Genomic DNA, 23,019 nt, shown 5'->3' with positions numbered 1-23,019 from the left:
ACATCGGGTGCAGAGATGAAACCCGTCATACTCCCAGCGCGCTTCGTTTTCGCAGAGGTCGCAGGAATGTGGCTCCCAGAGAGGAGCATTCGGGCACCCAGAAGGGCAAATTGTTTGCCTACAAATATCACACATTGACTTTTTCCTCCTCTCAGCCTATACTGTGGGTGGCTTTTATTCTTTTGCCGTCTTCGATGTTCGCACCATCGAGGGCGGCTTTTTTCTTTACCGCCCGCAAATACCTCAAATTTAGGCACCGCAGACAAAGGGCCGCAGCGTGGGATAGAGACTTCAACCCACAAACTCTGATTTTCACCCCAAGCGGGGCGTACTTGTTGGCTAGTTTTTGGGGCGTGTCTGCCGTCAATCTATAAATTGATGTTCCAGGCCCCACTGGCGGCTTAACCCGTCTTATAAACGAGAATTTGACCTCCTGCGTCGACAGTAGCTTCTCGCTGTCCAAAACCTTGCACATAATTTCGTGCTGGCGCGGTGTTGGAAGAGACTGGCCGGTCTCATACCTTGAGATTACAGGCACTGGGACGTATTCCCCAAATGGTCGAAGGGCGGCAGAAATATCCGCCTGTTTTAGTCCTTTGGCAATTCGTGCTTCTCTGTACTTTGGCATTCTCTCACCTCCCTTTCCTCTTCCTGATTCTTTCCGTCCTCTCGATCTCGATGACGGTTTTGGCATTGTAGTCATCCCTCCACTCCCGCTCCTTGCGCTTGAGCTCTTCTGCTGCCTGCTTGGCTTTGCGGTAGTGGATGCACTTGTCGTGATCCCAACACTCGTTGTGCTTGGGGCAATCCATACAGGGGTAGATCATCTCTTCACCGCCCCTCTCCAGACCAACAGTGCCGCCACAATGCACCCAATCCCACAGGCGACAAGTCCAATTACGTGGGTCAGTCCGGCTCCTGCATCGCTCATGCCGCCGGCAAAAATCAAAAGCAGGGAGCCGACAGCGGTCAATTTCGTTTGCGTCATGCTGATTTCTCCCTTTCCTCTGCCTCCATGAGACCCAGCGCCTCAATGAGCAGCTCTTTCGGACTTTTCTGCCGTTCTTTTTGCGGCCGACCCCGGCGCCGAAACTCGACGCCATCAGGTGGAAAAACAATATGTAGCCGCTCCGGGGGTTCCCTGATGATCTCCAGCACCTGGTACATCTCCCTCATTCTCCACGGGTAGCTCCCCGCAAAACGGCCGTACACGGATGCCGGGCTGGAAAACCCAAGCAACTCTGACAGATACGCTCCGTCAATCCCCAGTTCGCGAAGCCGCCGCTTGAGGTAGCGATATGTATCTGGCGATTTTCCCATGGTGTTCACCTCCCCTTTCCCCGCTTCGGCGGGGATTTTTACTGTCCGTTTTATTGGACATTCTTTGTGTTATCCTCTAAACAAAGGATTTTTCTAATGCTGGACACAATTCCTGGGGTGGAGAGTTCTCCTGTCTCGATCTTGTGAAGATAGGAGCGGTCAAAATATTTCCCTGTGTCCTGCCGCACTTGCTCAATCAACCATTCTTTTGGTTGGTTAATATCCACAAGTGCGTGATTGATTTCCTTGCCAAGTTGACAAAGTTGCTTCTTTGCCAAAGACATCACCTCCCTTCCTATTGACGTATACGCGAATATGTAATATAGTGTATTTGTCCAATACAAATTACGCGTTCGCATCCTGTGACTATATGATATTATGTTTAAGCGTAAAAGTCAACGGGTTTTATGCTTTCGCATAAAATACAGCGAATGCCACAAAATGGTGGTGTATTTTATGTCAATCTTGTATACAACAATTGAGAAACTCTGTGCCGAAAAAGGAATTTCAGTCACTCAACTATGCAAGGAAAGTGGCGCCAGCAGAGCATCGTTGACAGACCTTAAAAAGGGGCGCAAACAATCATTATCTACGGAAACCCTTCTCAAAATTGCTAGCTACTTCGGAGTTTCTGTTGACTACCTCCTCGGGAACACAGATAAAAAAGAAAAAGCCCCCGCCGAAGAAGGCGGAGGCATTACAGATGAAGAACTAAAATTTGCGCTGTTTGACGCGCCGGAAGAAATAACCGATGACATCATGAATGAGGTCAAGCGGTTCGCAAAATACGTAGAGGAACAAAGACGGAATGGACATATTAAATAAGCTGTATAGACTTGCCGAAAAGGACGGCATCTCTGTTCTGCGTCTCAATTTGCCGCTCACAAAAGCACTCTCGCTACTTGAAAATAGCACTTGCTACATAGGGATTGATGAAACTCAATTTGAGACATCGGCGGAGAAAAAAGCAGCTCTTGCCCATGAACTGGGGCACTGTAAAACGGGAAGCTTTTACAACCAATATAGCCCTTTTGATTTGCGGGAACGGCATGAGGTTCGGGCCGATCGGTGGGCAATCGAAGAAATCATACCTCGACAATACTTCAACGATGCAATAAATTCCGGAGTAACGGAACCATGGGAACTGGCGGAACTCTTCAACGTCCCACAGCGGTTTGTGGAAAAGGCCGTAGAATACTACTATATGTTAGACCTGGAAGAAAAAAGACCCGCCCAGCGGTAAGGCGCTGGACGGGTAACGGATAGAGCAGATAGTTTGGGAGCCATCTGCCCTGTCATTATAACACAATTTGGCAGGAGGGAGCAACCATGAGAAAAAATGAAGCCATTTGGATTGAAAAGTCACAACGATGGCAAATCAAAGTTCAGAAGGACGGAGTACGCAGGGCCTTTTATAGCTTCACCCCTTCCAAAAGGGGGAAAATCGAAGCGGAAAAGAAAGCAGACAAGTGGTTGGCGACAAACTCAAAAGATGAAAATATTCGGGTCGGGAAGCTGTGGGCCGATTTTCTCAACGAGGTCAAAACCACTGTCAGCCATACAGCCTATGTTGACCACGAGTCGAGGGGCCGCAATTGGATTCTTCCGCCACTGGAACACAAACAAATGGCGCGAACCACGCCGCAGGATTGGCAGGACTGCATCAATGCAGCATATAAAGCCGGCCGGAGCAAAAAGACCCTCAAAAACATCCGCGGTTCAATTATGACCTTCTGTCGCTATGTCAAGAAGCGTCGCGTCCCCTTTGAATGGCCAGATGACCTGGAAATCCCCAAAAACGCCCCTGAAGGAAAGAAAACCAGCCTTCAACCAGAGCAGCTTAAAACGCTCTTTTCAGAGGATACATACATCAAGCGAGGCGAAGTACTCCCCTGCTTTTTCATCTACGCCTACCGCCTTTTAGCGGCCACTGGGCTGCGACGGGGAGAGCTGTGTGCCCTCAACCGCAAGCGCGACCTAAAGAAAGGCCGGCTCTCCACCTCCCACTCCATCAACCGGTTCGGCGAAGAGACCGAAGGCAAGACCAAAAACTCAACCAGGGACTTCCTTTTATGGGGCATTGCCCAAGAAATCATCGACGATCAATTGCGAATGCTGAAAGAGCGGGGTATCGTCTCTCCCTGGCTCTTTCCAGACGAGGATGGGCAGCGTCTAAATCCTACGAAGCTATATGACCAATGGTGCATCTATAGAAGACAGCATGGCATCACCCAGAGCCTCCACGAGTTGCGGCACACCTTCACGTCGTTGACCCAAAATGACGTGCCCTTAGAGATGCTAAAAGGGATTCTGGGACATGGCGCCGATATTGACACAACAGGCGTTTATGGTCATCAGCTTGAAGGCGAGGACCAGAGGACAGCCCAGCTTGTAGACCAGTCTCTCCGCAGGTATATTCCATACAAATAACAAAAGCCTCCCAAACTCGGGAGGCTTTCCTATTTATCAAAAGTGGGTTATAGAGTGGGTTATGAAAAGAAACGACCGCTCAACAAATGGCTTTGTTGAGCGGTTTTAATTGGTGCCGCTGACGAGACTTGAACTCGTACGGAGTCTCCCCCGAGGGATTTTAAGTCCCTTGTGTCTGCCGGTTCCACCACAGCGGCATGCCTCTCTGGCAGCTTTTTCAGTATATCCGCCGGGGCCGCGTTTGTCAAGGCCGCCCCAGCTCCTCCACCAGGGCCGCCAACTCCTCCCGGGTGCAGAGGTCGTTGACCGCCCCCAAAAGCCCCTTGGGGGAGAGGTTTTCCGGCAGGTCCAGCCGCGCAAGCAGCGCCCCCCGCCGCGCCGCGCTGTCAGCGCCCCCCACCAGCCCCCAGTTGTAGAGGTCCAGCCGGGTGATCTCCCGGGGGCGGGGCGCCCCGTCCGCCAGGGCGCCGGCGGTCTGCAGCGCCCGCAGCAGCACCTCCCCCGGCACCCCCTCGACCCCCAGCTTCCCCTCTTTGGAGGGGCGGGCCTTCCGCCGCTCCTTGCCGTAGATGTCGGGGATGTAGGCGTCCACCACGTCGCAGTCGGCCAGGTAGTTTTTCAGGTAGCTGCGGATCTGAAACCCCGCCACGTCGCTGTCGGTGAGGATCACCGCCCCCTTCTGTCGCGCCAGGGTGCGGATCTCCCGCTTCTTCCCCTCGTTGTGAAAGAGGGAGAACCCCCCGCAGGGGACGATGGTCCCCTCCACCAGGTTGGACAGCTTGATCTTGTCGTAGCGGCCCTCCACCACGATCACCCGCTCACAGCGAACCATCCCGCTCCCCCCTCTAGCGCGCCCGCAGCAGCAGGCTGATCTGCACCAGCAGCCGCTGCAAGATCACGGTGGCGTCGGCGCCGGAGGACTTGAGGGCCAGGTCGGCCTCCAGCAGCTCCTCCAATATCTTCACCACCTGCCCGTACTTCAGGCTGCGGCTGTTCTGCACCGCCTGCTTGACCCGAAAGTCCCCCGGCCGGTAGCCAAAGGTCTTTTCGATCTGCGGGGTGGCCAGCCGGTCGGCCTGGCCGCACTTGACCTTGTACATATCGCAGAAGTTGATGGCCAGGGCCGCCACAATGGTGATGGGCTCCTCCCGGGCGTCCAGCAGGTCCCCCAGCAGGTGGAGCGCCCGGCGCACATCGCCCCGGATCAAAGCCCGCGCCATCTCAAAGGAGGTGCGCTCCACCGTGGGGGCGGTGAAGCGGTCGATATCCTCCCGCCGCACCGTCTCCCCCAGCCGGTAGCTGCCCAGCTTCTTCAGCTCGTTTTGCACCTTCAGCAGATCGCCGCCGCAGTGCTCCACCAGGTAGGCCACGTCCCGCTCGGCGATCGCGATGCCCTCCTCCCGGGCGAGGGCCGACGCCAGCTTGGCGCAGGAGGCCGCGTCCGGCTTGTTGACGTCCACCAGCGCCCCCTTGGCGTCGGCCAGCTTGCGCAGCTTCTGGGCCTTGGCACGCTTGACCTTGTAGCTCTCCTTGACAAACTTCTCCTGGGCGATGAGCACCGTCTCCAGGGAGAGGTAGTCGGCCATCTCCCCCAGCCGCTTGATCTGGGCCTCGCTCATCCCCTCGGGGGAGAGCCCGCTGATCACCAGCACTTTGGGCGGGGTGAAGGAGACGGTCACCACCTCGTCGCCCAGGGCGTCGAAGTCCAGCTCGTCCCCGTCCAGGCGGACGACCTGTTCCTCCCCCGCGCCCAGCGCCTCCAGCAGCTGTGCGGTGAAGCGCTCCATCAGGTAGCGCTGGTCGCCGAAAAAGTAGATGAGCCCCCCCAGGGGCCCGCCCTTTACCGCCTTGGCAAAATTGGTGGCCGTGTACTTCAAGCTCGCCTCTCCCCTCTCGCCGGGCCGCCCCGCGGCCGCCCGCATCTCTAGTCATTATAGCAAACCGCCGCCCCTTTTTCCATAGGCAATCCGCCGCCCGCCCTGCCGGCGGACAGTTGGGGCAAAGCGCCCTCCCCCCAGCCGCCGCCGACACCGTCCCCCCGCCGCCGAGCTCCCCGCCGCGGCCGTGCCGGAGCGGCGCTCTCCCCCTCCATCCCCGACAGGCCCCTTTCCCCTGTCGGCACAGCGCCTGGCCCCCCGCGCACAGCCGGCCAAGAGCCCGCCCAGCAACCCCTCCCCTCCGCCCAAACGCTCTCCCGCCGGGCAAAAGGGCAGCGCATCCCGCCAGAGAGAGGGCCAAGCTCCCCCATCATACCGCCAGCCAAAAGGGCGTCCGCACCCCTCTCCCCCCGCCGAGTGAAACGCCCCCTCGAAAGGAGCACAAAAATCCCCGGGAAACCCGGCGGAGAACCCAGCCGCCAAAATAAGCCGCTCCCCTCCACCCCACCTCCGTGCAGCGGCGAAGGAGCGGCCGAAAGAAGGGCCTGCACAAGCCCAGACAACCCCCGCCGGCACGGAACGAGACAACCCCCGCCAGAGCACCGCCTGCAAAGAGAGCGGCCCGCCGCCGCGCCCTCCCTCCGCCCGGCGCAGCGGCAGAAGGGGTCCCCTCCTCCAGACGCCCCAACCGGCCGCAAAAGCAAAAAAGACATGAGGCCGAGGGATTTCCCTCTCCGCCCCCGCCAGACAGCCCCCTCGCCAGCCCATTCCTCGCCATCGCATCCCCCCGCCGCCCCGGCGCAGCGGCAGCGGGTCACGATTTCCCCTTTCCCCCGCTCTCCGCCTCCGCCAAGCGCTGTCCGATCCGGCCACCGAAAAACAAAAAGGGGGCGGGGCAAGGGAGTTTCCTCCCTTCGCCCCGCCCCCTGCGCGCCTCACAGGCAGGCCCGGTAGATCTCCAGCACGTCGGCTGCGTCCAGGGGGACGACCCCCTCCTGCAGCGCCGGGGTGGCGGCCCGCTCGGCCAGCTCCCCCAGCTGATCTCCAGCGACGCCCAGCTCCCCCAGCCGCTCGGGCAGCCCCAGCACCTGGGTGAAAAAGCGCTGGGTCTCGTCGATGGCCCGGCGGGCCAGCTCTTCTTTGGGCAGCTCTCCGCTCAACCGCCAGACGTGAACGCCGTACTCGGCAAACTTCTCCAGGGTGGTCGCCCGCAGCACGTAGCCCATCCAGGCCGGGGCCAAAACCGACAGCGCCGCCCCGCAAGGGATGTCAAAGCGCTCGCAGAGCTGCCGCCCCATGCCGTGCACCCCCCAGGGGAGCTTGCGGCCCCAGCCGGGCAGCTCGCTGACAGCCAGCCCCAGGGCCCGGAGCAGGTCGCTGCAGTCCCGCTCCTCCCCCCGCAGGGCGCCGCCCGCACAGTGGATGCAGGTCCTGAGGATGCCCTCGGCCAGCTGCCGCTGCAGATAGGCCCCCTCCCCCGGGGCAAAGGAGAGCTCCAGCCCCCGGCAGAAGAGACCGGCGATCTCCTCCGCCACCTGGCCCCGGTCGCCGGTGTAGGCAAAAACGGGGTCCAGGGCGATGAGCCGGGGCAGCAGCTCGGGCGAGCCCACCGGGGCGAACCCCGGCAGCGCCCCCTCCCTGCCGGAGGAGGCCAGTGTAAAGATGGCAAAGAGGGGGATGGTCGGGCCCCCGCCCGCCTCCCGCCGGCCAAAGCGGCCCGCCGCGGCAATGGCCTGGGCGCACAGCAGGGTGCGGGCCCCGCCCACGGCGAGGATGCCGTCGAGCCGGTATCTCTGGTAGATGTCGATCCCCCGGGCCACCACCCGACTGCCGCCGGACGGGTCCTCCCCGCCCGCCAGGGACGACGGCCCCAGCGCGTCCCGCGCAAACGGCGGCCCCTCTCCCTCGGCCAGGTCCATCTCGGTCCAGTGAAAGCCGTGGGCCCAGAGCGTCTCGTAGAGCAGATCGTGCAGCCGCCCGCCGATCACCCGCCCGTCGTAGAGCACCATCAGCTTGTCCAGGTGCCCGCGCACCGCCCCAATGGCCCGGTCAAAGACCTGGGGGCCGCTGATGAGCTCGGTGTCGACCCGGCCGCAAAACTGTGTCATATCGTTTCCTCCCCTCGCCGTGCGGCGCCCTACCGCCGCCCACTCTCCCTTTCCCCTATTGTAGCGGCCGGGGAGAGATTTGAAAAGAGTATGTAAAAAATTCCCACGCCTTTCTCCCCCTCACAGCCCCGCCAAGCCGTCTAAACAGCCGAAGAAGGGCGCGTTGGCACTCCTTGCCGAGCCGTGTGGCCCCTCTGACAGCCCCTTCAAACCAAAGCGCTCCCGCCGCGGACGGCCCCCCTCCCCCTTGACCGAGCGCGCCGTCCACCTGGCGGACACTTGGAGACCGGCCCGCGCCGACATGGGAAACCTCTCCCCTCTGCCCGCTCCACCGGCGTCCGGCAAATCGTCGCTTTCCCCATTTCCCGGGCAAACCGACAGCTCGGCGTCCCTCCCCTCTCCCCGCATCCGATGACCGCCGCGCCCTTTCCAAAGGTTCCAGCCCTCCCCTGCGGGCCGCACACCCGCAAAGCAGTTCCAAGCACTCGCGAGGCCGGCCGCCCCAGCCGCACTGCCCCCGTTGGGCGGCGTTGCCCCTCCCCCTTCAAAGACAGCCTGCTTTCCCCCTTGGCCGGCCGCCCCTCCAGCACGCGCTGCAGCGCGGGGAAGACGCCTTTTTTGCACTGCTTTCTGCGGTAGAGATAAAATCAAGGCGGATGGGCAGCTCAACCGCCTGGGGGGGTGGGGGAAGCGCGGTTGGCTAGGCACTTGTGAAGGGGGAGCGCAGCCCCCCTGTGTCGGTGTGGAGCGGTCGTGCGGGCGGCAGGCTTGTTGCGGGAGGCCAAGAGAGATCCTCTTTTGAGGGAAAAAGAAGACTGGCAGGCGGCGGCAGGCGCGCTGCACCCCCGCGCCCCCTGCAGCAGCTCCCCCTCCGGCGCACCGGCGAGCCGGACGGTCCCCCCTCCCGCTTGGGACCACAGTCGACCGTCCTCAAAGGCAGCCCGTCCCCAAACACCGCGCCGAATCCACCAGCGCCTCCGTTCCCGCACAGCGATGAAATCGCCGGTGGGCAGAGAGGAGGAGACTTCGCCCCCGATCCAGCAAAAAAGCGGGGCGAGGGGATCTCCTCCCCCGGCCCGCCCGCCGATCCGCCGTCGCGACCTCACACCCTGCGCGAAGAAAACAGGGCAGGGCGCCCTCTCCCCAGCCGGCCAAACCAGCGCGTCGCAGCCCCGCGCCCCCGCGCCCAAGGCAAAGTCCGCCGCTCTCCCCCTCACCCCGCCAGCAGCCAGCCCCCCAAAACGCAGAACGCCACCCCCGCCGCCAGCCAGCGCAGCCGATGGACCCGCTCGGGCAGCTGCAGGCAGATGGCCCCCCACAGGCAGGCCGCCCCCAGCCCGTACCAGACGCCCGGCCCCTGCAGGGGGAGCACCAGCCAGTCCCACCGAGCCAGCAGGTAGGCCGCCGCCGCCATGGCCCGGGCGCAGAGCCCAGCCAGAACGGCAAAGGGGTAGCCCAGCGCCTGCCCCCAGGGGCTGGGCAACAGCCCCAGCAGGCCGCAGAGGGCGCCCCCCAGCACCGTGGGCCCCGCCAGGGGCAGGCAGAGCAGGTTGCCGGCAAAGGCCAGCAGGGACAGCTCGCCAAAGGAGAGGGCCAACAGCGGCCCGGTGCAGCCCAGCACCACCCCGGTCTGGCAAAGGCTGGTCACCAGCGGCCCCCGCTCCCCCACCGCCCGGCGCACCTGGGGCAGGGCCAGCACCAGCGCACAGGTGGAGCCAAAGGAGAGCAGCAGCCGCAGGTCGGCCACCGCCAAGGGGTCCCCCAGGGTCAGCACCAGGGCGCATACCCCCATGGCGGTGGGGCCGTCCACCGTCCGGCGGCAGAGAAAGGCCCCCGCCCCGTAGCAGCAGAGCACCACCGCCCGGCAGATGGAGGGGGAAAACCCCACCAGCGCCCCGTAGAGGAGGGCCAAAACCGCCCCCGCCAGCACCGCCCCCCGCTTGGAGCCCCCCAGCAGCCGCACCAGCCCCGCGCCCATGGCCGCGCAGAGCCCCAGGTGCAGCCCCGAGAGGGCCAGCAGGTGGGCCACCCCCGCCGTCTGAAAATCCCCCCGCACCCCCTCCGAAAGGGCGGCGCGCTCCCCCCAGCTCATGGCCGCCACCAGCTCCCCCGCCTGGGAGGGCAACTGCCGCCGGACCGAAGCGGCCAGCCGCTGCCGCCAGCGCTCCAGGGCGGCGGCCGGGCTGTCCCGGTGCCCCAAAAAGAGGAGGTGCTCCTCGCTCAACAGCTCGGCCGAGAGGTAGATGCCCCGGGGCGTCAAGCTGTCCCAGCCCCCGGCCGGGCGGTCGGGGAGCCCAAACCGAGCGGTGCAGACCGCCTGGTCCCCCACCTGCAGATCCACCGTCCCCCAGACGAGCACCTCCGCCAAAAAGGGGAAATCGGGCGCCCCCTCGGCGGTGGTGGACCCCACCCGGGCCACAAAGCGGGTCACCCCACCGGTCTGCCGGGGGGCCTCGGTCACCTCCAGCACCGTCTCCCCCAACTGCCCGGCCAGCCGCCGGACCGGCTCCACCCGGGCGGCGCAGACCCAGGCGTTGGCCGCCACCGCCGCGGCCGCCGCCAGACAGAGGAGGGCCGACGGCAGCGCCCGCCGCCGCGCCAGCAGCAAAAGCAGCAGCCCGGCCGCCGCCGACCCCGCCGCCAGCACCCCCTTGGCCAGCGGGGAGAGGGGCAAAAAATAAGCGGCCTCCAGAGACAAAAACCAGCCAAAGCCGATCGTCCCCAGAGGCCGCTTCACCAACTGCCCCACCTCGTCAGTGGGCGGGCCGCAGCCCGCCGCAGTCTGTCCTATTTTTCAAAAACGGGAAGTTTGTCCAAAAAGATGATGTCGTCGCGGTTGGCGGCATCGCCCTCGGCCAGCACGGTGGCCTTGCCGACGATGTTGCCGCCGGCCTCGTTGACCAGCACTTCCATGGCGCGCAGGGAGTCGCCGCCGCTGATGACGTCGTCCACGATCAGGATGCGCTTGCCCTTGAGCACGTCGGCGTCGGCCTTGTCCAGGTAGAGGTCCTGCACCTTGGCGGTGGTGATGGACTTGACGCTCACGTGGATGGGGTCGGTCATGTAGAGCTTGGTCATCTTGCGGGCCGGGTAGTAATTCTTGCCGCTCTGGCGGGACATCTCGTACGCCAGGGGGATGCCCTTCGCCTCGGCGGTGACGATGTAGTCGAATTCCGGCACGACCTTCAGCAGCTCTCTGGCGCAGGCGATGGTGATCTCCACGTCGGAAAACATGACGAAGGCCGCAATGGACAGGTGGTCGTCCACCTTGCAGATGGGCAGCTGCCGCTTGCACCCGGCGATCTCGATCGGATAGAACTTTTCCATGCTAAACTCCCTTTACACCGCTTCGGCGGCCCGCCCCATAAGGGCCGCGCCCGCCGAACCTTTTTTTGGGCCGGGCCTCTCCCGGTCCCCCGTCTTGCCCCCTCTCGCGCCCCTGCAAAGGGGCAAAAGGGAACATCGGCCGCCCCCGGGGGGACAGCCGTCCTCGGCTATTATAGCACAACTTCCCCCGCAATAAAGGGGAAACGCCAAAAAAGGGGCGAAAAATTTTGCCCCGCCTAGTCCTGTTCCCCGCCGCCGCAGACTTCCATCAGCAGCTGGAAGATCGCCAGCATGTCCGCCCGGGTGGCGGAGAGCATCTCCGGGTGGAACTGCACCCCCAGGGCAAAGGAGCCGCCCTGGCGCTCGATGGCCTCCACCACCCCGTCCTTGGCGGTGGCGGCGGTGAGAAAGCCCTCAGCCACCCGGTCGATGGCCTGGTGGTGCAGCGAGTTGACCAGCGCCGTCTCCCCCAAAATGGGGGCCAGCACCGACTGGCTGTCCACGCTCACCGTGTGGCTGGCCTGGGTGGGGTGGCTGGGCTGCATATGCTGCACAAAGGAGGTGGAGAGGCTGGGCAGGTCCTGGTGGAGGGTGCCGCCGCAGATCACGTTGAGGATCTGGCAGCCCCGGCAGATGCCCAGGATGGGCAGTTCCGCCTGCAGCGCCAGCTTGCAGACATACATGTCAAAGCGGTCGCGCCGGTCGGAGACGGCGGTGAGATTTTGGTGGGGCTCCTGCCCGTAGAGCAGGGGGCTCAAGTCGTTTCCGCCGGTGAGCACCACCCCGTCGCAGAGCTCCAGCTGGGCCTGTACCACCGCCCGGTCGCCGGTGATGGGCAGCAGGATCGGCACACCCCCCGCCCGATGGACAGCGGCGACGTACTCATCGTGCACATAGTCGCTGCTGCAGCCAAAAAACACCGGGTCGTCGTGTACAGTGGTGCCCGCAGTGATGCCGATCACTGGTTTTTTCATAGAATCACTACCTTTTATGTATTGGCGCTTTGCCTGCTATCAGTATACCAAAAAACACAAAAAGCAACCAGTGCCCAGGCTTATTTTCTACACTTGTATCAGTTTTTTCCCCCGTTCAGGTGCATATTGCCGGACGGCTCCTCCTCGGTCTATATAAAGCCGCTTGCCTTTACAGCGATCCCTGTCCACTCCGCAGCCGTCCCCAGGGAAAAAGTCCCCCTCTCCTTCCTCTAAAAGGCCCTGCCTGCCCCCATCCCGGCCGTCTTCCCCGCCCAGGCGGGCCGTGTCCGGAGGGGCAGCACTGCCATCCGCTCCCGACCCGGCCGTCTCCCCCGCCCAGGCGGGCCGTGTCCGGAGGGGCCGCACCGCCATCCTCTCCCATCCCGGCCGTCTCCCCGCCCAGGCGGGCCGTGTCCGGAAGGGCAGCGCCGCCATCTGCTCCCGACCCGGCCGTCTTCCCCCGCCCAAGTGGGCCGTGTCCAGAGGGGCAGCACCGCTATCCCCTCCCATCCCGGCCGTCTCCTCGCCCAGGCAGGCCGTGTCCGGAGGGGCAGCACCGCCATCCTCTCCCATCCCGGCCGTCTCCCCGCCCAGGCGGGCCGTGTCCGGAAGGGCAGCGCCGCCATCTGCTCCCGACCCGGCCGTCTTCCCCCGCCCAAGTGGGCCGTGTCCAGAGGGGCAGCACCGCTATCCCCTCCCATCCCGGCCGTCTTTCCCCGCCCAAGTGGGCCGTGTCCAGAGGGGCAGCACCGCCACCCACTCCCATCCCGACCGTCTCCCCCCTAAGCGGGCCGTATCCAGAAAGGCAGCGCCGCCATCCGCTCCCCGCGTCCACCCCCTTCCCCACAGGGGCGCTTTTCCCCGCGCTTACCCCCCTTGCCGGCCAGCCCCCTGAAAAAGAAGGAGGGGCGGCGGTCCCGGTGCCCTCTGCACCAGAGCCGCCGCCCCTTGGCCGCTTCTCCCGTTTGGCCCCGCCCGCGCCGCAGCAGCCTGTCCGCCGGGGCGCGCCGAAGCATGTAAAGTCTATTCCCTTTATAGATTGGGCAGGTCCTCCCAACTGGGCTTCCGGGGCGCCTCCTCGGCTTTTTTGGCGTCGTCTTCCCCCTCGCCTCCCCGGTGGCCGTAGAGCAGCCCGCAGATCAGGGAGGTGGCGGGGATGGTCAGAAGGATGCCGAAGCTGCCCACCAGCGCCTGCAGGATCTCCACCACGATCATCTCCCGGTTGAGGATGTAGAGCAGGGAGTCGTTGTAGGCAAAGAGGAGGAGCACCACCGACAGGGAGCTGCCGATGTAGGCCAGCACCAGGGTGTTGGCCATGGTGCCCAGGATGTCCCGCCCGATGGTGTAGCCCGAGCGCACCAGGCTGTGAAAACTCGATTGGGGCAGCTTCCGCTTGATTTCGTAGAGGGAGGCGGCGATGTCCACCGCCACGTCCATGATGGCCCCCACCGCGCCGATGATGATGGCTCCAAAGATGATGGCCTTCAGATCCAGCGGCTTCTCCCCGTTGAGGTACATCAAAAACATCGAGTTCTCGTCCACCATCCCCGTCAGGCGGATGATCTTGTCCATCCCAAAGGTCAGCAGCCCGGTGATCAGCACCCCCGCCGCGCAGCCCAGCCCGGCGGCCAGGCTCTTACGGCCCGGCCCGTTGACGATGAGCAGGGTCATCACCACGATGAAGGCGCAGACCAAAATGGCCCAGAGGTAGACGTTTTGGCCCGAGAGGATGGCGGGCACAAAGACCGCGAAGATGGCGGCGATGGTAAAGCCCAGGGAGAGGATGGTGTTGACCCCCTTGGCCCGCCCAAAGGCAAAGAGCACCAGGCAGAACACCACCCCCAGCCAAATCAGGGCGTCGCTGCGCACCCGCTCGGCCCAGATCCAGTCGGTGTCGGCCTGCTCGTCGGGGTTGTGGGTCAGCAGCACCTTGTCCCCCGCCTGCACCTGGTCGGGCTGCCCGCCCATGAGGGGGTCGAGCTGCTGCTTGGCAAAGAGCACCTGCCCCTTGCGCGCCCCGGCGAGCACCTCCCCTTTGAAGTAGGTGCTGTCCTGAGTGGTCTGGGTGATCCCGTCGATGACCACCTGGCTGGGCACCCGGGCGGTGATCTCCACCACCCGCACCTTCACCGTCTCGGCGGCGGCCCCATCGCCCTGCAGCGCCAGGTCCTCGGTGGCGATCTTGTTGCCGCCCCAGAGCAGCAGCACCGAGCAGAGCACCGTCAGCAGGTAGATCAGTTTCTGCTTCACGCGTCCGTCCTCCCTCTCTTCCGCCCGCCACGGGGGCGGGCAATATTGTACCAGTATACCGTCCCGCCGCCGCCCCCGTCAACCGCTGGGCAATGTCAAATTTCCCCGCTGGGCAGCAAAAAAGAGGGCTATCCCGCCCCCTCTTTCGCCGTCGCCGCCAAAGGGGGGCTAGCAGCCGCTTTGCCCGCCGCTCCCACACGGCCGCCGCGAGCGCGCCCCTGCGCAGCCCCGCCCAGATAGGCGGCGCTCCCCCCTGCAGAGAGTCGGAACAGCGCCCCAAAAAGTCCCCTCTTCCCCGCAAAATCCCCCGCAGGAAAGCGGGAGCACCTCTTTCCCAAGGCCCTCTCTTCGCCTTCCCCCACGGTCAGCCACCCCGGCGGTCCATCTGCTCGCGCCGCCCTCTCTGCCGGCCTAGTCCTCCTCCCCCGCGGCCGCGGCGGCGCTGGTGTCCAGCCAGTCGCTGTCGGGCCGGCAGAGGAGCCGGGCGTCGATATAGGCCTCCCGCAGGGGGAGGATGGTCTGCCCCTGGTAGTTGCCCGACTGGGTCAGCTCCACCACCAGCGCCACGTCCACCCGGTCGTCGCGCAGCAGGGCCAGGGGGAGCATCAAACTCATCACATTGCGGGTGGGGAAGAAGCAGGGCAGGGCAGTCTTGAAGTTCCACCGCACCCGCTTCTTGGCCAGTTCCACCGCCTCGTCCACCCGGCTGCAGATGCGGCGAAAGTGCTTGTCGCCGCTGTCCAAAAAGGCCCGCAACTGGTCGTAGAGGGCCTTTTGCTCCCCGGGGCGGCCCTCCCGCAGCCCGCAGAGCACCGGGCGCATCTCCCCGCTGTCGTAGAGCACCTCCTCCAAAAAGTCCAGGGGGAGGCGGTTGACGTTGTCCACAATGATGTGGTGGCGGTCGAGGATCAGCTCCCGCTCCAGGTCGTAGAGCAGGTCCTCCTTGCGGCGGAAGTAGCTGGCCGCCTGGGGCAGGGGGTTGAAGCTGTCCACCAGCCGCTTGCCCGCCCCCCGCGAGCCGGCGGTGCAGAAGCAGTCAAAGGCCCAGGGGGTCTTTTCCGGCTGGGCGTTGGGGAGGAAACAGGCGTAGATCTCCTCGTAGGTGTGGTCCACCAGCCCGGTGTTGAAGGCCGCGAACTCCCGCCGCCCCTCCCGCTCGAGGATGCAGACCTTCCCCTCCTGCTTGAGGCGGTAAAAGGTGTACTTGATGTAGCGCACCAAAATGGAGTAGTCGTCGGCGTTGTCCCGCGAAAAGCTCCAGCGCTCGGGCAGGGCCATCTGGGCCAGGGTGCGCAGGAACTCGGTCATGTTCCCCAGGTAGGCGAACTTGCCCAGCTCGTCCCCGGGGCGGCTGTTGTCCCGGTCGTAGCCCACCCAGTTGACATACCAGCCGTAGCTGCCGCCTGGGCTGGCCTCTTTGAAGGAGGCGACCACCCCTTCGCCGGTGGTGCCGGTGAGGGTGGTGTCGAAAAACCAGGCGTCCCCCCGGCGCTCGATCCGGTCGCCCCGGTAGGCCGCCCGGTACCCCTCCATCAGCTGGGCGGTCTGCTGGTGGCTCAAATAGCCGCCCCGCAGGCCGGTGAGCAGGTAGTTGGCGTTCTGCGCCGCCGCCTTGGTGAGGAAGATGTTCCCCTCCATCCCCTCGGGGAGGGGGCGCTCCCCCCCGCCGCCCGGGGGTGTCTCCCCGGGGGCGGCCGCCGGCTCCTTCGGCCTGGCAGGGGCCGCCGGCGCGCCCGGCGCCGCCTCGTACCGGGGGCAGGGGCGCAGCACCACCTCCACCACCGGCGGGCTGAACTCCTCCCGGGTCAGCAGCTGGGCAAACTCCTCCAGCTGCTCAAAGGCGGTCTTCATCTTGTACACCCCCAAGCTGGCCTTAGTGTACCCGGCGGCGATCAGGTCGCTACTGGCCTGGGCCAGGGCGATGGGCTCCCCAAAGGGGTGCAGCCCCGTCAGCAGCCGGTAGATCTCCCCCCGCACCTCCTCCGAGAGGGCGGCCGCCTCGGGCCGCAGCTCCCCGCCGATGCGGTATTTCAGGTAACAGGGCCGGTCCCGGGCCGGGTTGCTGTTTTTCACCAGCAAGATCTCCACTCCGCCGTCCAGGGAAAAGCCGAGGCCCTCCCCCTCCCGCCGCAGGGTGCCGCCCGCCCGGGCGCCCTCGTAGGCTGCGCAGAGCCGCTCGAAGAGGGGCCCCTCCTCTACCTGTAACCGCTTTGCCAGGGAGTGGACCATCTCCTGGCCGATCAGTTCTTCCAGTGGGCAGTCCTCCCACCGCATCTCCTCGCCGTCCATCCATCTGCTCCTTTGCCGCAAAATCGGCCGCCCTCCGGCGGCGCTCAAACTGGTTTTATTGTACCATCATCCGCCGGCAGTGACAAGGCGCAGTCCGTCCCGGCGGGGGCCGGGATAGAAGCCCTTTTCCCGGCAAGCCGTCCCCCGCCGCGCAGAGGAGCCACCCCCTCTGCGGCCGGGCAAAAGGCCCCCTTTTTCCCAAAAGGGTCGTCCTTTCCCCCGCAGACCCGCACCCGCCACCCCATTCGGTGGCCTCTCCCCCCCCAAAAACACCCCCTCCGCCCAGGGCGTTGGAAGAAGGCCCCCGCCCGCCGCAACTGCCCCTCGTCCAGCCCCCGAGCCAACCCCCGCAAAAATTGCCCGCCCCCCTTCCCGCGCAGACGCCCTCCCCGCCGGACTGCCCCCTCCCCCCAAACCGGGCAAAAAAGGGGGGCGCGCCGCCCGCAGGCAGCGCGTCCCCCTTCCCGTTTCCCCTTCACAGCGAGAGGAAGTAGCGGTAAAATTGCAGGTCTCCGGTGAGTTCCGGGTGAAAGGCGGTGGCCAGCAGCCGCCCCTGGCGGGCCGCCGCGATCTGCCCCCGCACCCGGCAGAGCACCTGGGCCCGCGGCCCCACCCGCTCGATCCAGGGGGCGCGGATGAAGACCAGCGCCCGCTCCCCGGGCCCCACCTCGGCGATCGCCTGGCGGGCGGTAAAGCTGTCCAACTGGCTGCCAAAGGCGTTTCGCCGCACGGCGATGTCCATCGCCCCCAGGTGGGGGTCCTCCCCCACCACCTCGCCGGCCAGGAGGATGGCCCCGGCGCAGGTGCCCCAGGCGGGCATCCCCTCCGCCAGCCGGCCCTTCAGCGGCTCCCAGAGGCCGGCGCGCCGCAGCAGCCGGCTCTGGGCGGTGCTCTCCCCGCCGGGCAGGATCAGCGCCTCGGCCCGCGCCAGGTCGGCCGGGGTCTTCACCGGCAGGGGCCGCACCCCCTCCAGCCGCCCCAGACAGGCCAGGTGCTCGGCAAAGGAGCCCTGCAGGGCCAGCACCCCGACGGTCCTCTCTCCCCCCGCCATCCTACCAGCCCCGGTTCTCCATCCGCTGGCTCTCGGGGATCTGGGAGATCTCCACGCCGCGGATGGCCTCCCCCAGATCGCGGGACACCTCGGCGATGATCTTGGGGTCGTTATAGTAGGTGGTGGCGGTGACGATGGCCTTGGCCCGCCGCTCCGGGTTCTCCGAGCGGAAGATGCCCGAGCCCACGAACACCCCTTCGCTGCCCAGCACCATCATCAGGGCCGCGTCGGCCGGGGTGGCCACCCCGCCGGCGGCAAAGTTGACCACCGGCAGCCGCCCCTCTTCGGCCACCTGGCAGACCAGCTCGTAGGGCGCGCCGATCTCCTTGGCAAAGCTCATCCGCTCCTCTTTCGGCAGGGAGCACAGCCGGGCGATCTCCTCGCTCATGCAGCGCTGGTGGCGCACCGCCTCGACGATGTTGCCGGTGCCCGCCTCCCCCTTGGTGCGGATCATGGCCGCCCCCTCGCCGATGCGGCGCAGGGCCTCCCCCAGGTTGCGGGCGCCGCAGACAAAGGGCACCGCAAAGGCCCGCTTGTCCAGGTGGAAGCGGTCGTCCGCCGGGGTGAGCACCTCGCTCTCGTCGATGAAGTCGATCTTCATGGCCTCCAGCACCCGGGCCTCCACAATGTGGCCGATACGGGCCTTGGCCATCACCGGGATGGAGACGGCCGCCTGGATCTCGGCGATCATCTTGGGGTCGCTCATCCGGGCCACGCCCCCCTCCCGGCGGATGTCCGAAGGCACCCGCTCCAGGGCCATCACCGCCACCGCGCCCGCCTCCTGGGCGATCTCCGCCTCCCGGGGGTTGGTCACGTCCATGATCACCCCGCCCTTGAGCATCTGGGCCAGGTTCCGGTTCATCTGTTCGCGCTCTGTCATCTCACGCTCTCCTCTCGTCGCCCCCAAGGCGGGGGTTGCATTTGGTATGGGGTCATTGTACAATCATACTGTTCCCTTGAAAATATACAGTTTTATTATTTTTAGTAAGGACAGTTTGCAATGGAGAGTTTTGTTTTCGCAGTGGACCGCGCCAAGCCGGAGCCCCTCTACTCCCAGCTCACCGGGGCGGTGCGGCGGGCGGTGGCGGCCGGGCAGCTCCCCGCCGGGGCGCAGCTCCCCTCGATCCGCGCCCTCAGCGCCAGCTTGGAGGTCAGCAAGACCACGGTGGAGAGCGCCTACGCCCAGCTCCTGGCCGAGGGCTATATCGCCAGCCGCCCGGGCAGCGGCTACACCGTCTCCCCCCTGGGGGCGGTGCCCCCCCTCCACCCGTCCGGGTCCGCCGGGCCCGCCGCCGTCCCCGCCTCCCCCGTGCGCTACGACTTTGCCGCCAGCGCGGTAGACGCCTCCCTCTTTGACCGCCGCCTCTGGAAGCGCTACCTGGGCCGGGCGCTGGAGACCCAGGCCGCCATGACCAGCTACGGCGACAGCCAGGGGGAACCCGCCCTCCGCCGGGCCCTCTGCGAGTACACCCGCCGCTCCCGCGGGGCCGTCTGCACCCCCGAGAGCCTGGTGGTGGGGGCCGGGGTGCAGAGCCTGCTGCAGATTTTTTGCACCCTGCTGGGGCGGGACGGGCGGCCCATCGGGGTGGAGCACCCGGGCTTTTTGCAGGCCGAACAGGTCTTTTTCGACCACGGCTTCCCCGCCGAGCCCTTCTCCCTGGAAAAGCTCCTCGCCCGCCGGGAGAGCCCCTACCCCGCCATCTACCTGAACCCCTCCTCCCCCTACCGGGGCCGCCCCCTCGCCGCCGGGGAGAAGCTCCGCCTCCTGGCCTGGTGCCAGCAAACCGGCACCTACCTGTTGGAGGACGACTACAACGGCGAGTTCCGCTACGCCAAACAGCCGGTGCCCGCCCTGCAGGGGCTGGCCGAGAACGACCGGGTGGTCTACCTGGGCTCCTTTTCCCGGCTGCTGCTCCCCTCCATCCGCATCAGCTACATGGCCCTGCCCCAGCCCCTGCTGGCGCGCTACCTCCCCCTCAAGGGCCGCTACAACCCCAGTTGCTCCACCCTGGAGCAGTTGGCCCTGGCGGGGCTGATCGCCGACGGCCACCTGGCCCGCCAGATCGGGCGGATGCGCCGCCTCTACGCCGAGAAGAGCCGGCTGCTGCGCCAGTGCCTCGCCGCCTCCTTCGGCCCCCTCTGCCGCCCCGGCAGCTTTGCCAGCGCCCTCCAGCTCACCGCCCGGCTGGAGCTGGGGGAGAGCGCCGCCTCCCTCTGCCAGCGGGCCCTGGCCGCCGGGGTCAAACTGCGCCCGGTGCCCCCCTTGACCCCGGGGGAACGCCCCCAGGTGCTCTTCTCCATCTCCGCCATCCCCCGGGAGGAGATCGCCCCGGCGGTGGCCGCCCTGCGAGATTGCTGGCTGCCCTAGCCCCCCTTTCGTCCCCTTTTCCTCGCCGCCGCATAGAATGGGGGCAGCCATAGGAGAGAGGAGGCGTATACATGCCGCAACAAGAGCTGTTTCAGGACATCACCCCCCAGGCGGCCCGGGCCCTGATGCAGGCCCACCCCGAGGCGGTGATCCTCGACGTGCGGGGCCCGCAGGAGTACCGCTCCCGGCACATCCCCGGGGCCCTCAACCTGCCCCTGGAAAAACTGGTGGAGCAGGCCCCCACCCTGCTGCCCAACAAGGACGCCCTGCTTTTGGTCTACTGCCAGATCGGGGTGCGCAGCCTGCGGGCCAGCGCCCTGCTGGCCGGCCTGGGCTACCGCCGGGTCTGCCACTTCGGCGGGATCGACCGCTGGCCCTACGACACGGTGTCCGGCAGGTAGGGCCCGCCGCCAAGTCCCTATCTGCACAGCGAACGCCCCCGGACAGCCGACTGCTTGCCGCCTGTCCGGGGGCGTCTCTTGCCGCCCGGCGCGCACCCGGGCAGCATACTCCCCGCGCCCGGCCAACACATCCCCGCCTGCGCCCCTCGCGCCCCCGTGAAAGCTCTGGCACGGCGGGCAAGTCCCCTTTCAAGACCCAGCTCCCGCATCAGAAAAACATCCTTTTTCCCCACAACCCGACCGGCAGAGAAAAAGGGGTGTCCCAACCGCCATCTGTTCCCCGCACTTCTCTGCGGCAAACGGACAAAAAGGGCCGCCCGACCACCGGGAAGACTCTTCCCCGAAAGACCTCCTGCCCACTCGGGCCCTGTGGACAAATATCCCCCCATTGGCAGCGACTGGGCTCCTCTTCCAACCAACACCGATTTTCTGCACTGTCCGTGACAAACCGGCCAAAAGGGGCTCCCGGCGGCAAAACAGCTTCCCCTACGCCAAACCACATCCCTGTCCGTGTTCTGTGACCAAGTGCCCGCCCAACCCGGCAGCGGTGGCTCCTTTCCCCACCAGCACCAATTCCCCGCGCCTGTGGCAAATCAACTGCAAGCGACCACCTGGCCGCAGAACAGCTCCTCCTGCGCAAAGCCGCTCACCCGCCGGGACACACTGCCAAGCCCCCGCCCAACCGGCAGCAGAGGGACCTCTCTCCACCCAGCGCCGGTCCCCCACAGCCCATCCGCGGCCAACCGGCAAAGACTCGGCCGCCCGACCACCGGGTACCCCCTTCCCCGCACCCCAGCTCCACCCAAACCACTCGGCCGGACCCCTGCCTGTTTTTCCTTCCCCTCCCCCACCACAGGGGGGCAGAGACCCGTCCCTTCCCTTCCCGGCCGACGCCCCCTCCTCCCACAACCCAACAAAAAAAGCCAGCCCCCGCAGGGACTGGCTCTCTTTCATTTTGATTCCGCTTGTCTACCGCGCCTTGGAGGCCCGCTCGAAGAGGTCGGTCACCTCTCTGCCCGGCGCCTTGTCGCAGAGGGAGACGACCACCACCAGCGCCAGGGCCAGGAAGAACCCGGGGATCAGCGAGTAGAGGCCGGTGGCCTTGCAGACCGGCAGGTTCTCCCACAGCAGCACCACGGCGCCGCCCGAGACCATCCCGGCGATGGCGCCCTTGAGGGTCATCCGCTTCCAGAAGAGGGAGAGCAGGATCACCGGCCCAAAGGCCGCGCCAAACCCGGCCCAGGCGTAGGAGACCAGCCCCATCACCGAGCTGGTGGGGTCCAGCGCCAGCAGGTAGGCCAGCACCGACACGGCGATGACCGCCCCCCGGCTGACCCACATCAGCTCCTTGTCGCTGGCCTGGGGGCGCAGCAGGGGCTTGTAAAAGTCGTTGGAGACCGCCGAGGCGGTGACCAGCAGCTGGCTGTCGGCGGTGCTCATCACCGCCGCGAGGATGGCCGAGAGCAGCACCCCCGCCAGCAGCCCCGGGGCCAGCCGGCCCACCATCTGCATGAAGATGACCTCGGCCGCCGCGCTGTCGGCGTAGACGATCCCCTCCTGGGTCAGGTAGACATACCCCACCATGCCGATGACCACCGCCGCCGTCAGGGAGATGACCACCCAGATCATGGCGATGAGGCGGGAGCGCTTGATGAGGGAGCGGCTCTTGATGGCCATGAAGCGGGTGAGGATGTGGGGCATCCCAAAGTAGCCCAGCCCCCAGGCCAGGCTGGAGATGATGGCCGTGAAGGAGAGGGCCCCCTGGGGGCTGTTGAAGAAGCTGGTGAAACTCCCCCCGGCGATGGATGTCAGGGTGGAGAGGGAGAAGTCGGGCACGTTCAGCACCGCCAGCACCGGCACCAGCACAATGGCGCAGAACATGAGGATGCCCTGGATCAGGTCGGTCCAGCAGACGGCCAAAAAGCCCCCCAAGAAGGTGTAGGCGATGATGATGAGCGCGCCGATGGTGAGGGCGGCCACATAGCTGTCCATCCCCAGCACGTACATGAAGAGTTTGGCTCCGGCGTTAAAGGCCGACGCGGTGTAGACCAGGAAGAAGACGAAGATGATGACCGCACAGCACAGCCGCAGCACCTTGGACTTGCTCATAAAGCGGTTTTCCAGGTACTCGGGGATGGTGATGGCGTCGCCCGACAGCTCGGTAAAGCTGCGCAGCCGCCCGGCCACCACCTTCCAGTTGAGGTAGGTGCCCAGCCCCAGGCCGATGGCGATCCAGGAGGCCGAGAGCCCCGAGATGTAGGCCGCCGCGGGCAGCCCCATGAGCAGCCACCCGCTCATGTCCGAGGCCTGGGCGCTGATGGCGGTGACCCAGCTGCCCAGGCCCCGCCCGCCCAAAAAGTAGTCGGACAGGTTGTTTGATTTGTTGAAAAAGAACACCCCGATCCCCACCATCAACAGCAGGTAGAGAACGAAGGTGATCAGTGTGGTGACACTGACTTCCACAGAAAAATCCCCCTCTTTTCAGATCGTTGCCGCGCCCGGACCCGAGGGCCCGGCGCAGAGATATTTGTATTATACCTTTTTTTGAACCCAACCGCAATGTTCGATTTGGAATATTGTAAAACCTGTGGTATAATGGCGGTCGAATGCCGAAAAGGAGGGCA

The 23,019-nt window shown here is 65.4% G+C and carries 20 protein-coding genes and 1 tRNA gene; 5 read left to right on the top strand and 16 right to left on the bottom strand.

Going from position 1 to position 23,019, the window contains the following annotated elements:
• Positions 1-151: 151 nt before the first annotated feature.
• The 4 genes from KQI11_RS07545 to KQI11_RS07530 form a co-directional block, all read right to left on the bottom strand.
• Complete coding sequence (locus KQI11_RS07545; protein WP_216401676.1) at positions 152-628, bottom strand: helix-turn-helix domain-containing protein; 477 nt, start codon at positions 626-628, stop codon at positions 152-154.
• A gap of 4 nt (positions 629-632) precedes the next feature.
• Entirely contained in the window at positions 633-827 is a 195-nt protein-coding gene (locus KQI11_RS07540; protein ID WP_216401675.1) for a hypothetical protein, read from the bottom strand.
• Between the two features lie 157 nt (positions 828-984).
• Positions 985-1,320 carry a hypothetical protein gene (locus tag KQI11_RS07535; RefSeq protein ID WP_185916201.1) on the bottom strand — a complete coding sequence of 112 codons (336 nt, stop codon included), beginning with the start codon at positions 1,318-1,320 and terminating at the stop codon, positions 985-987.
• Between the two features lie 50 nt (positions 1,321-1,370).
• Positions 1,371-1,598, bottom strand: coding sequence for an XRE family transcriptional regulator (locus tag KQI11_RS07530; RefSeq protein WP_243164440.1), 228 nt, complete (start codon positions 1,596-1,598; stop codon positions 1,371-1,373).
• A 178-nt stretch (positions 1,599-1,776) separates the two neighbouring features.
• On the opposite strand from KQI11_RS07530, the gene KQI11_RS07525 reads away from it, so the two are divergent.
• From KQI11_RS07525 to KQI11_RS07515, 3 genes are all read left to right on the top strand, one after another.
• Entirely contained in the window at positions 1,777-2,145 is a 369-nt protein-coding gene (locus KQI11_RS07525; RefSeq protein WP_216401674.1) for a helix-turn-helix domain-containing protein, read from the top strand.
• Complete coding sequence (locus KQI11_RS07520) at positions 2,129-2,563, top strand: ImmA/IrrE family metallo-endopeptidase (RefSeq protein ID WP_075109711.1); 435 nt, start codon at positions 2,129-2,131, stop codon at positions 2,561-2,563. Before KQI11_RS07525 ends, KQI11_RS07520 begins: the two co-directional genes overlap by 17 nt.
• A gap of 86 nt (positions 2,564-2,649) precedes the next feature.
• Positions 2,650-3,750, top strand: a complete 1,101-nt coding sequence (locus tag KQI11_RS07515) for a tyrosine-type recombinase/integrase (protein ID WP_216401673.1) — start codon at positions 2,650-2,652, stop codon at positions 3,748-3,750.
• 110 nt (positions 3,751-3,860) lie between these two features.
• Here the strand turns inward: KQI11_RS07515 and KQI11_RS07510 are convergent.
• From KQI11_RS07510 to pdxS, 11 genes are all read right to left on the bottom strand, one after another.
• Positions 3,861-3,947, bottom strand: a tRNA-Leu gene (locus tag KQI11_RS07510).
• Positions 3,948-3,994: 47 nt separating this feature from the next.
• Positions 3,995-4,582 carry a ribonuclease M5 gene (locus tag KQI11_RS07505; RefSeq protein ID WP_216401672.1) on the bottom strand — a complete coding sequence of 196 codons (588 nt, stop codon included), beginning with the start codon at positions 4,580-4,582 and terminating at the stop codon, positions 3,995-3,997.
• A gap of 13 nt (positions 4,583-4,595) precedes the next feature.
• Positions 4,596-5,627: a DNA polymerase III subunit delta gene (gene holA, locus KQI11_RS07500; protein ID WP_216401671.1), complete on the bottom strand. Its 1,032-nt coding sequence runs from the start codon at positions 5,625-5,627 to the stop codon at positions 4,596-4,598.
• A 935-nt stretch (positions 5,628-6,562) separates the two neighbouring features.
• A complete protein-coding gene (locus tag KQI11_RS07495; RefSeq protein ID WP_216401670.1) occupies positions 6,563-7,735 on the bottom strand; it encodes a dehydroquinate synthase/iron-containing alcohol dehydrogenase family protein in 1,173 nt (390 codons plus the stop codon).
• Positions 7,736-8,948: 1,213 nt separating this feature from the next.
• Entirely contained in the window at positions 8,949-10,472 is a 1,524-nt protein-coding gene (locus tag KQI11_RS13490; RefSeq protein WP_216401669.1) for a ComEC/Rec2 family competence protein, read from the bottom strand.
• Between the two features lie 50 nt (positions 10,473-10,522).
• Positions 10,523-11,062: a phosphoribosyltransferase family protein gene (locus KQI11_RS07485; protein WP_185916192.1), complete on the bottom strand. Its 540-nt coding sequence runs from the start codon at positions 11,060-11,062 to the stop codon at positions 10,523-10,525.
• A 236-nt stretch (positions 11,063-11,298) separates the two neighbouring features.
• Positions 11,299-12,036 (bottom strand): gamma-glutamyl-gamma-aminobutyrate hydrolase family protein, encoded by a 738-nt coding sequence (locus KQI11_RS07480; RefSeq protein WP_216401668.1) that lies wholly within the window; start codon positions 12,034-12,036, stop codon positions 11,299-11,301.
• 1,032 nt (positions 12,037-13,068) lie between these two features.
• The gene (locus tag KQI11_RS07475) at positions 13,069-14,286 is read right to left on the bottom strand and encodes a YibE/F family protein (RefSeq protein WP_216401667.1); all 1,218 of its coding nucleotides are present in this window, start codon (positions 14,284-14,286) and stop codon (positions 13,069-13,071) included.
• A gap of 411 nt (positions 14,287-14,697) precedes the next feature.
• Positions 14,698-16,575, bottom strand: coding sequence for a DUF3825 domain-containing protein (locus KQI11_RS07470; RefSeq protein ID WP_216401666.1), 1,878 nt, complete (start codon positions 16,573-16,575; stop codon positions 14,698-14,700).
• Positions 16,576-17,050: 475 nt separating this feature from the next.
• Positions 17,051-17,626 carry a pyridoxal 5'-phosphate synthase glutaminase subunit PdxT gene (gene pdxT, locus KQI11_RS07465; RefSeq protein ID WP_216401665.1) on the bottom strand — a complete coding sequence of 192 codons (576 nt, stop codon included), beginning with the start codon at positions 17,624-17,626 and terminating at the stop codon, positions 17,051-17,053.
• Between the two features lies 1 nt (position 17,627).
• On the bottom strand, positions 17,628-18,506 hold the full coding sequence (pdxS, locus tag KQI11_RS07460; protein ID WP_044993025.1) for a pyridoxal 5'-phosphate synthase lyase subunit PdxS: 879 nt from the start codon (positions 18,504-18,506) through the stop codon (positions 17,628-17,630).
• A gap of 120 nt (positions 18,507-18,626) precedes the next feature.
• Between pdxS and pdxR the strand changes: the two genes are divergently transcribed.
• The gene (gene pdxR, locus KQI11_RS07455) at positions 18,627-19,994 is read left to right on the top strand and encodes a MocR-like pyridoxine biosynthesis transcription factor PdxR (RefSeq protein ID WP_216401664.1); all 1,368 of its coding nucleotides are present in this window, start codon (positions 18,627-18,629) and stop codon (positions 19,992-19,994) included.
• 71 nt (positions 19,995-20,065) lie between these two features.
• A complete protein-coding gene (locus KQI11_RS07450; RefSeq protein ID WP_216401663.1) occupies positions 20,066-20,395 on the top strand; it encodes a rhodanese-like domain-containing protein in 330 nt (109 codons plus the stop codon).
• Between the two features lie 969 nt (positions 20,396-21,364).
• On the opposite strand, the gene putP is transcribed toward KQI11_RS07450, so the two are convergent.
• Positions 21,365-22,807: a sodium/proline symporter PutP gene (putP, locus tag KQI11_RS07445; RefSeq protein WP_438820888.1), complete on the bottom strand. Its 1,443-nt coding sequence runs from the start codon at positions 22,805-22,807 to the stop codon at positions 21,365-21,367.
• Positions 22,808-23,019: the final 212 nt, after the last annotated feature.

Origin of the sequence: Acetanaerobacterium sp. MSJ-12, from assembly GCF_018917875.1 — a bacterium.
Classification (GTDB): Bacteria; Bacillota; Clostridia; order Oscillospirales; family Ruminococcaceae; genus Bittarella; species Bittarella massiliensis.
The sequence above is the reverse complement of the archived record's forward strand: the minus strand, read 5'-3'. Positions and strand labels throughout refer to the sequence as shown.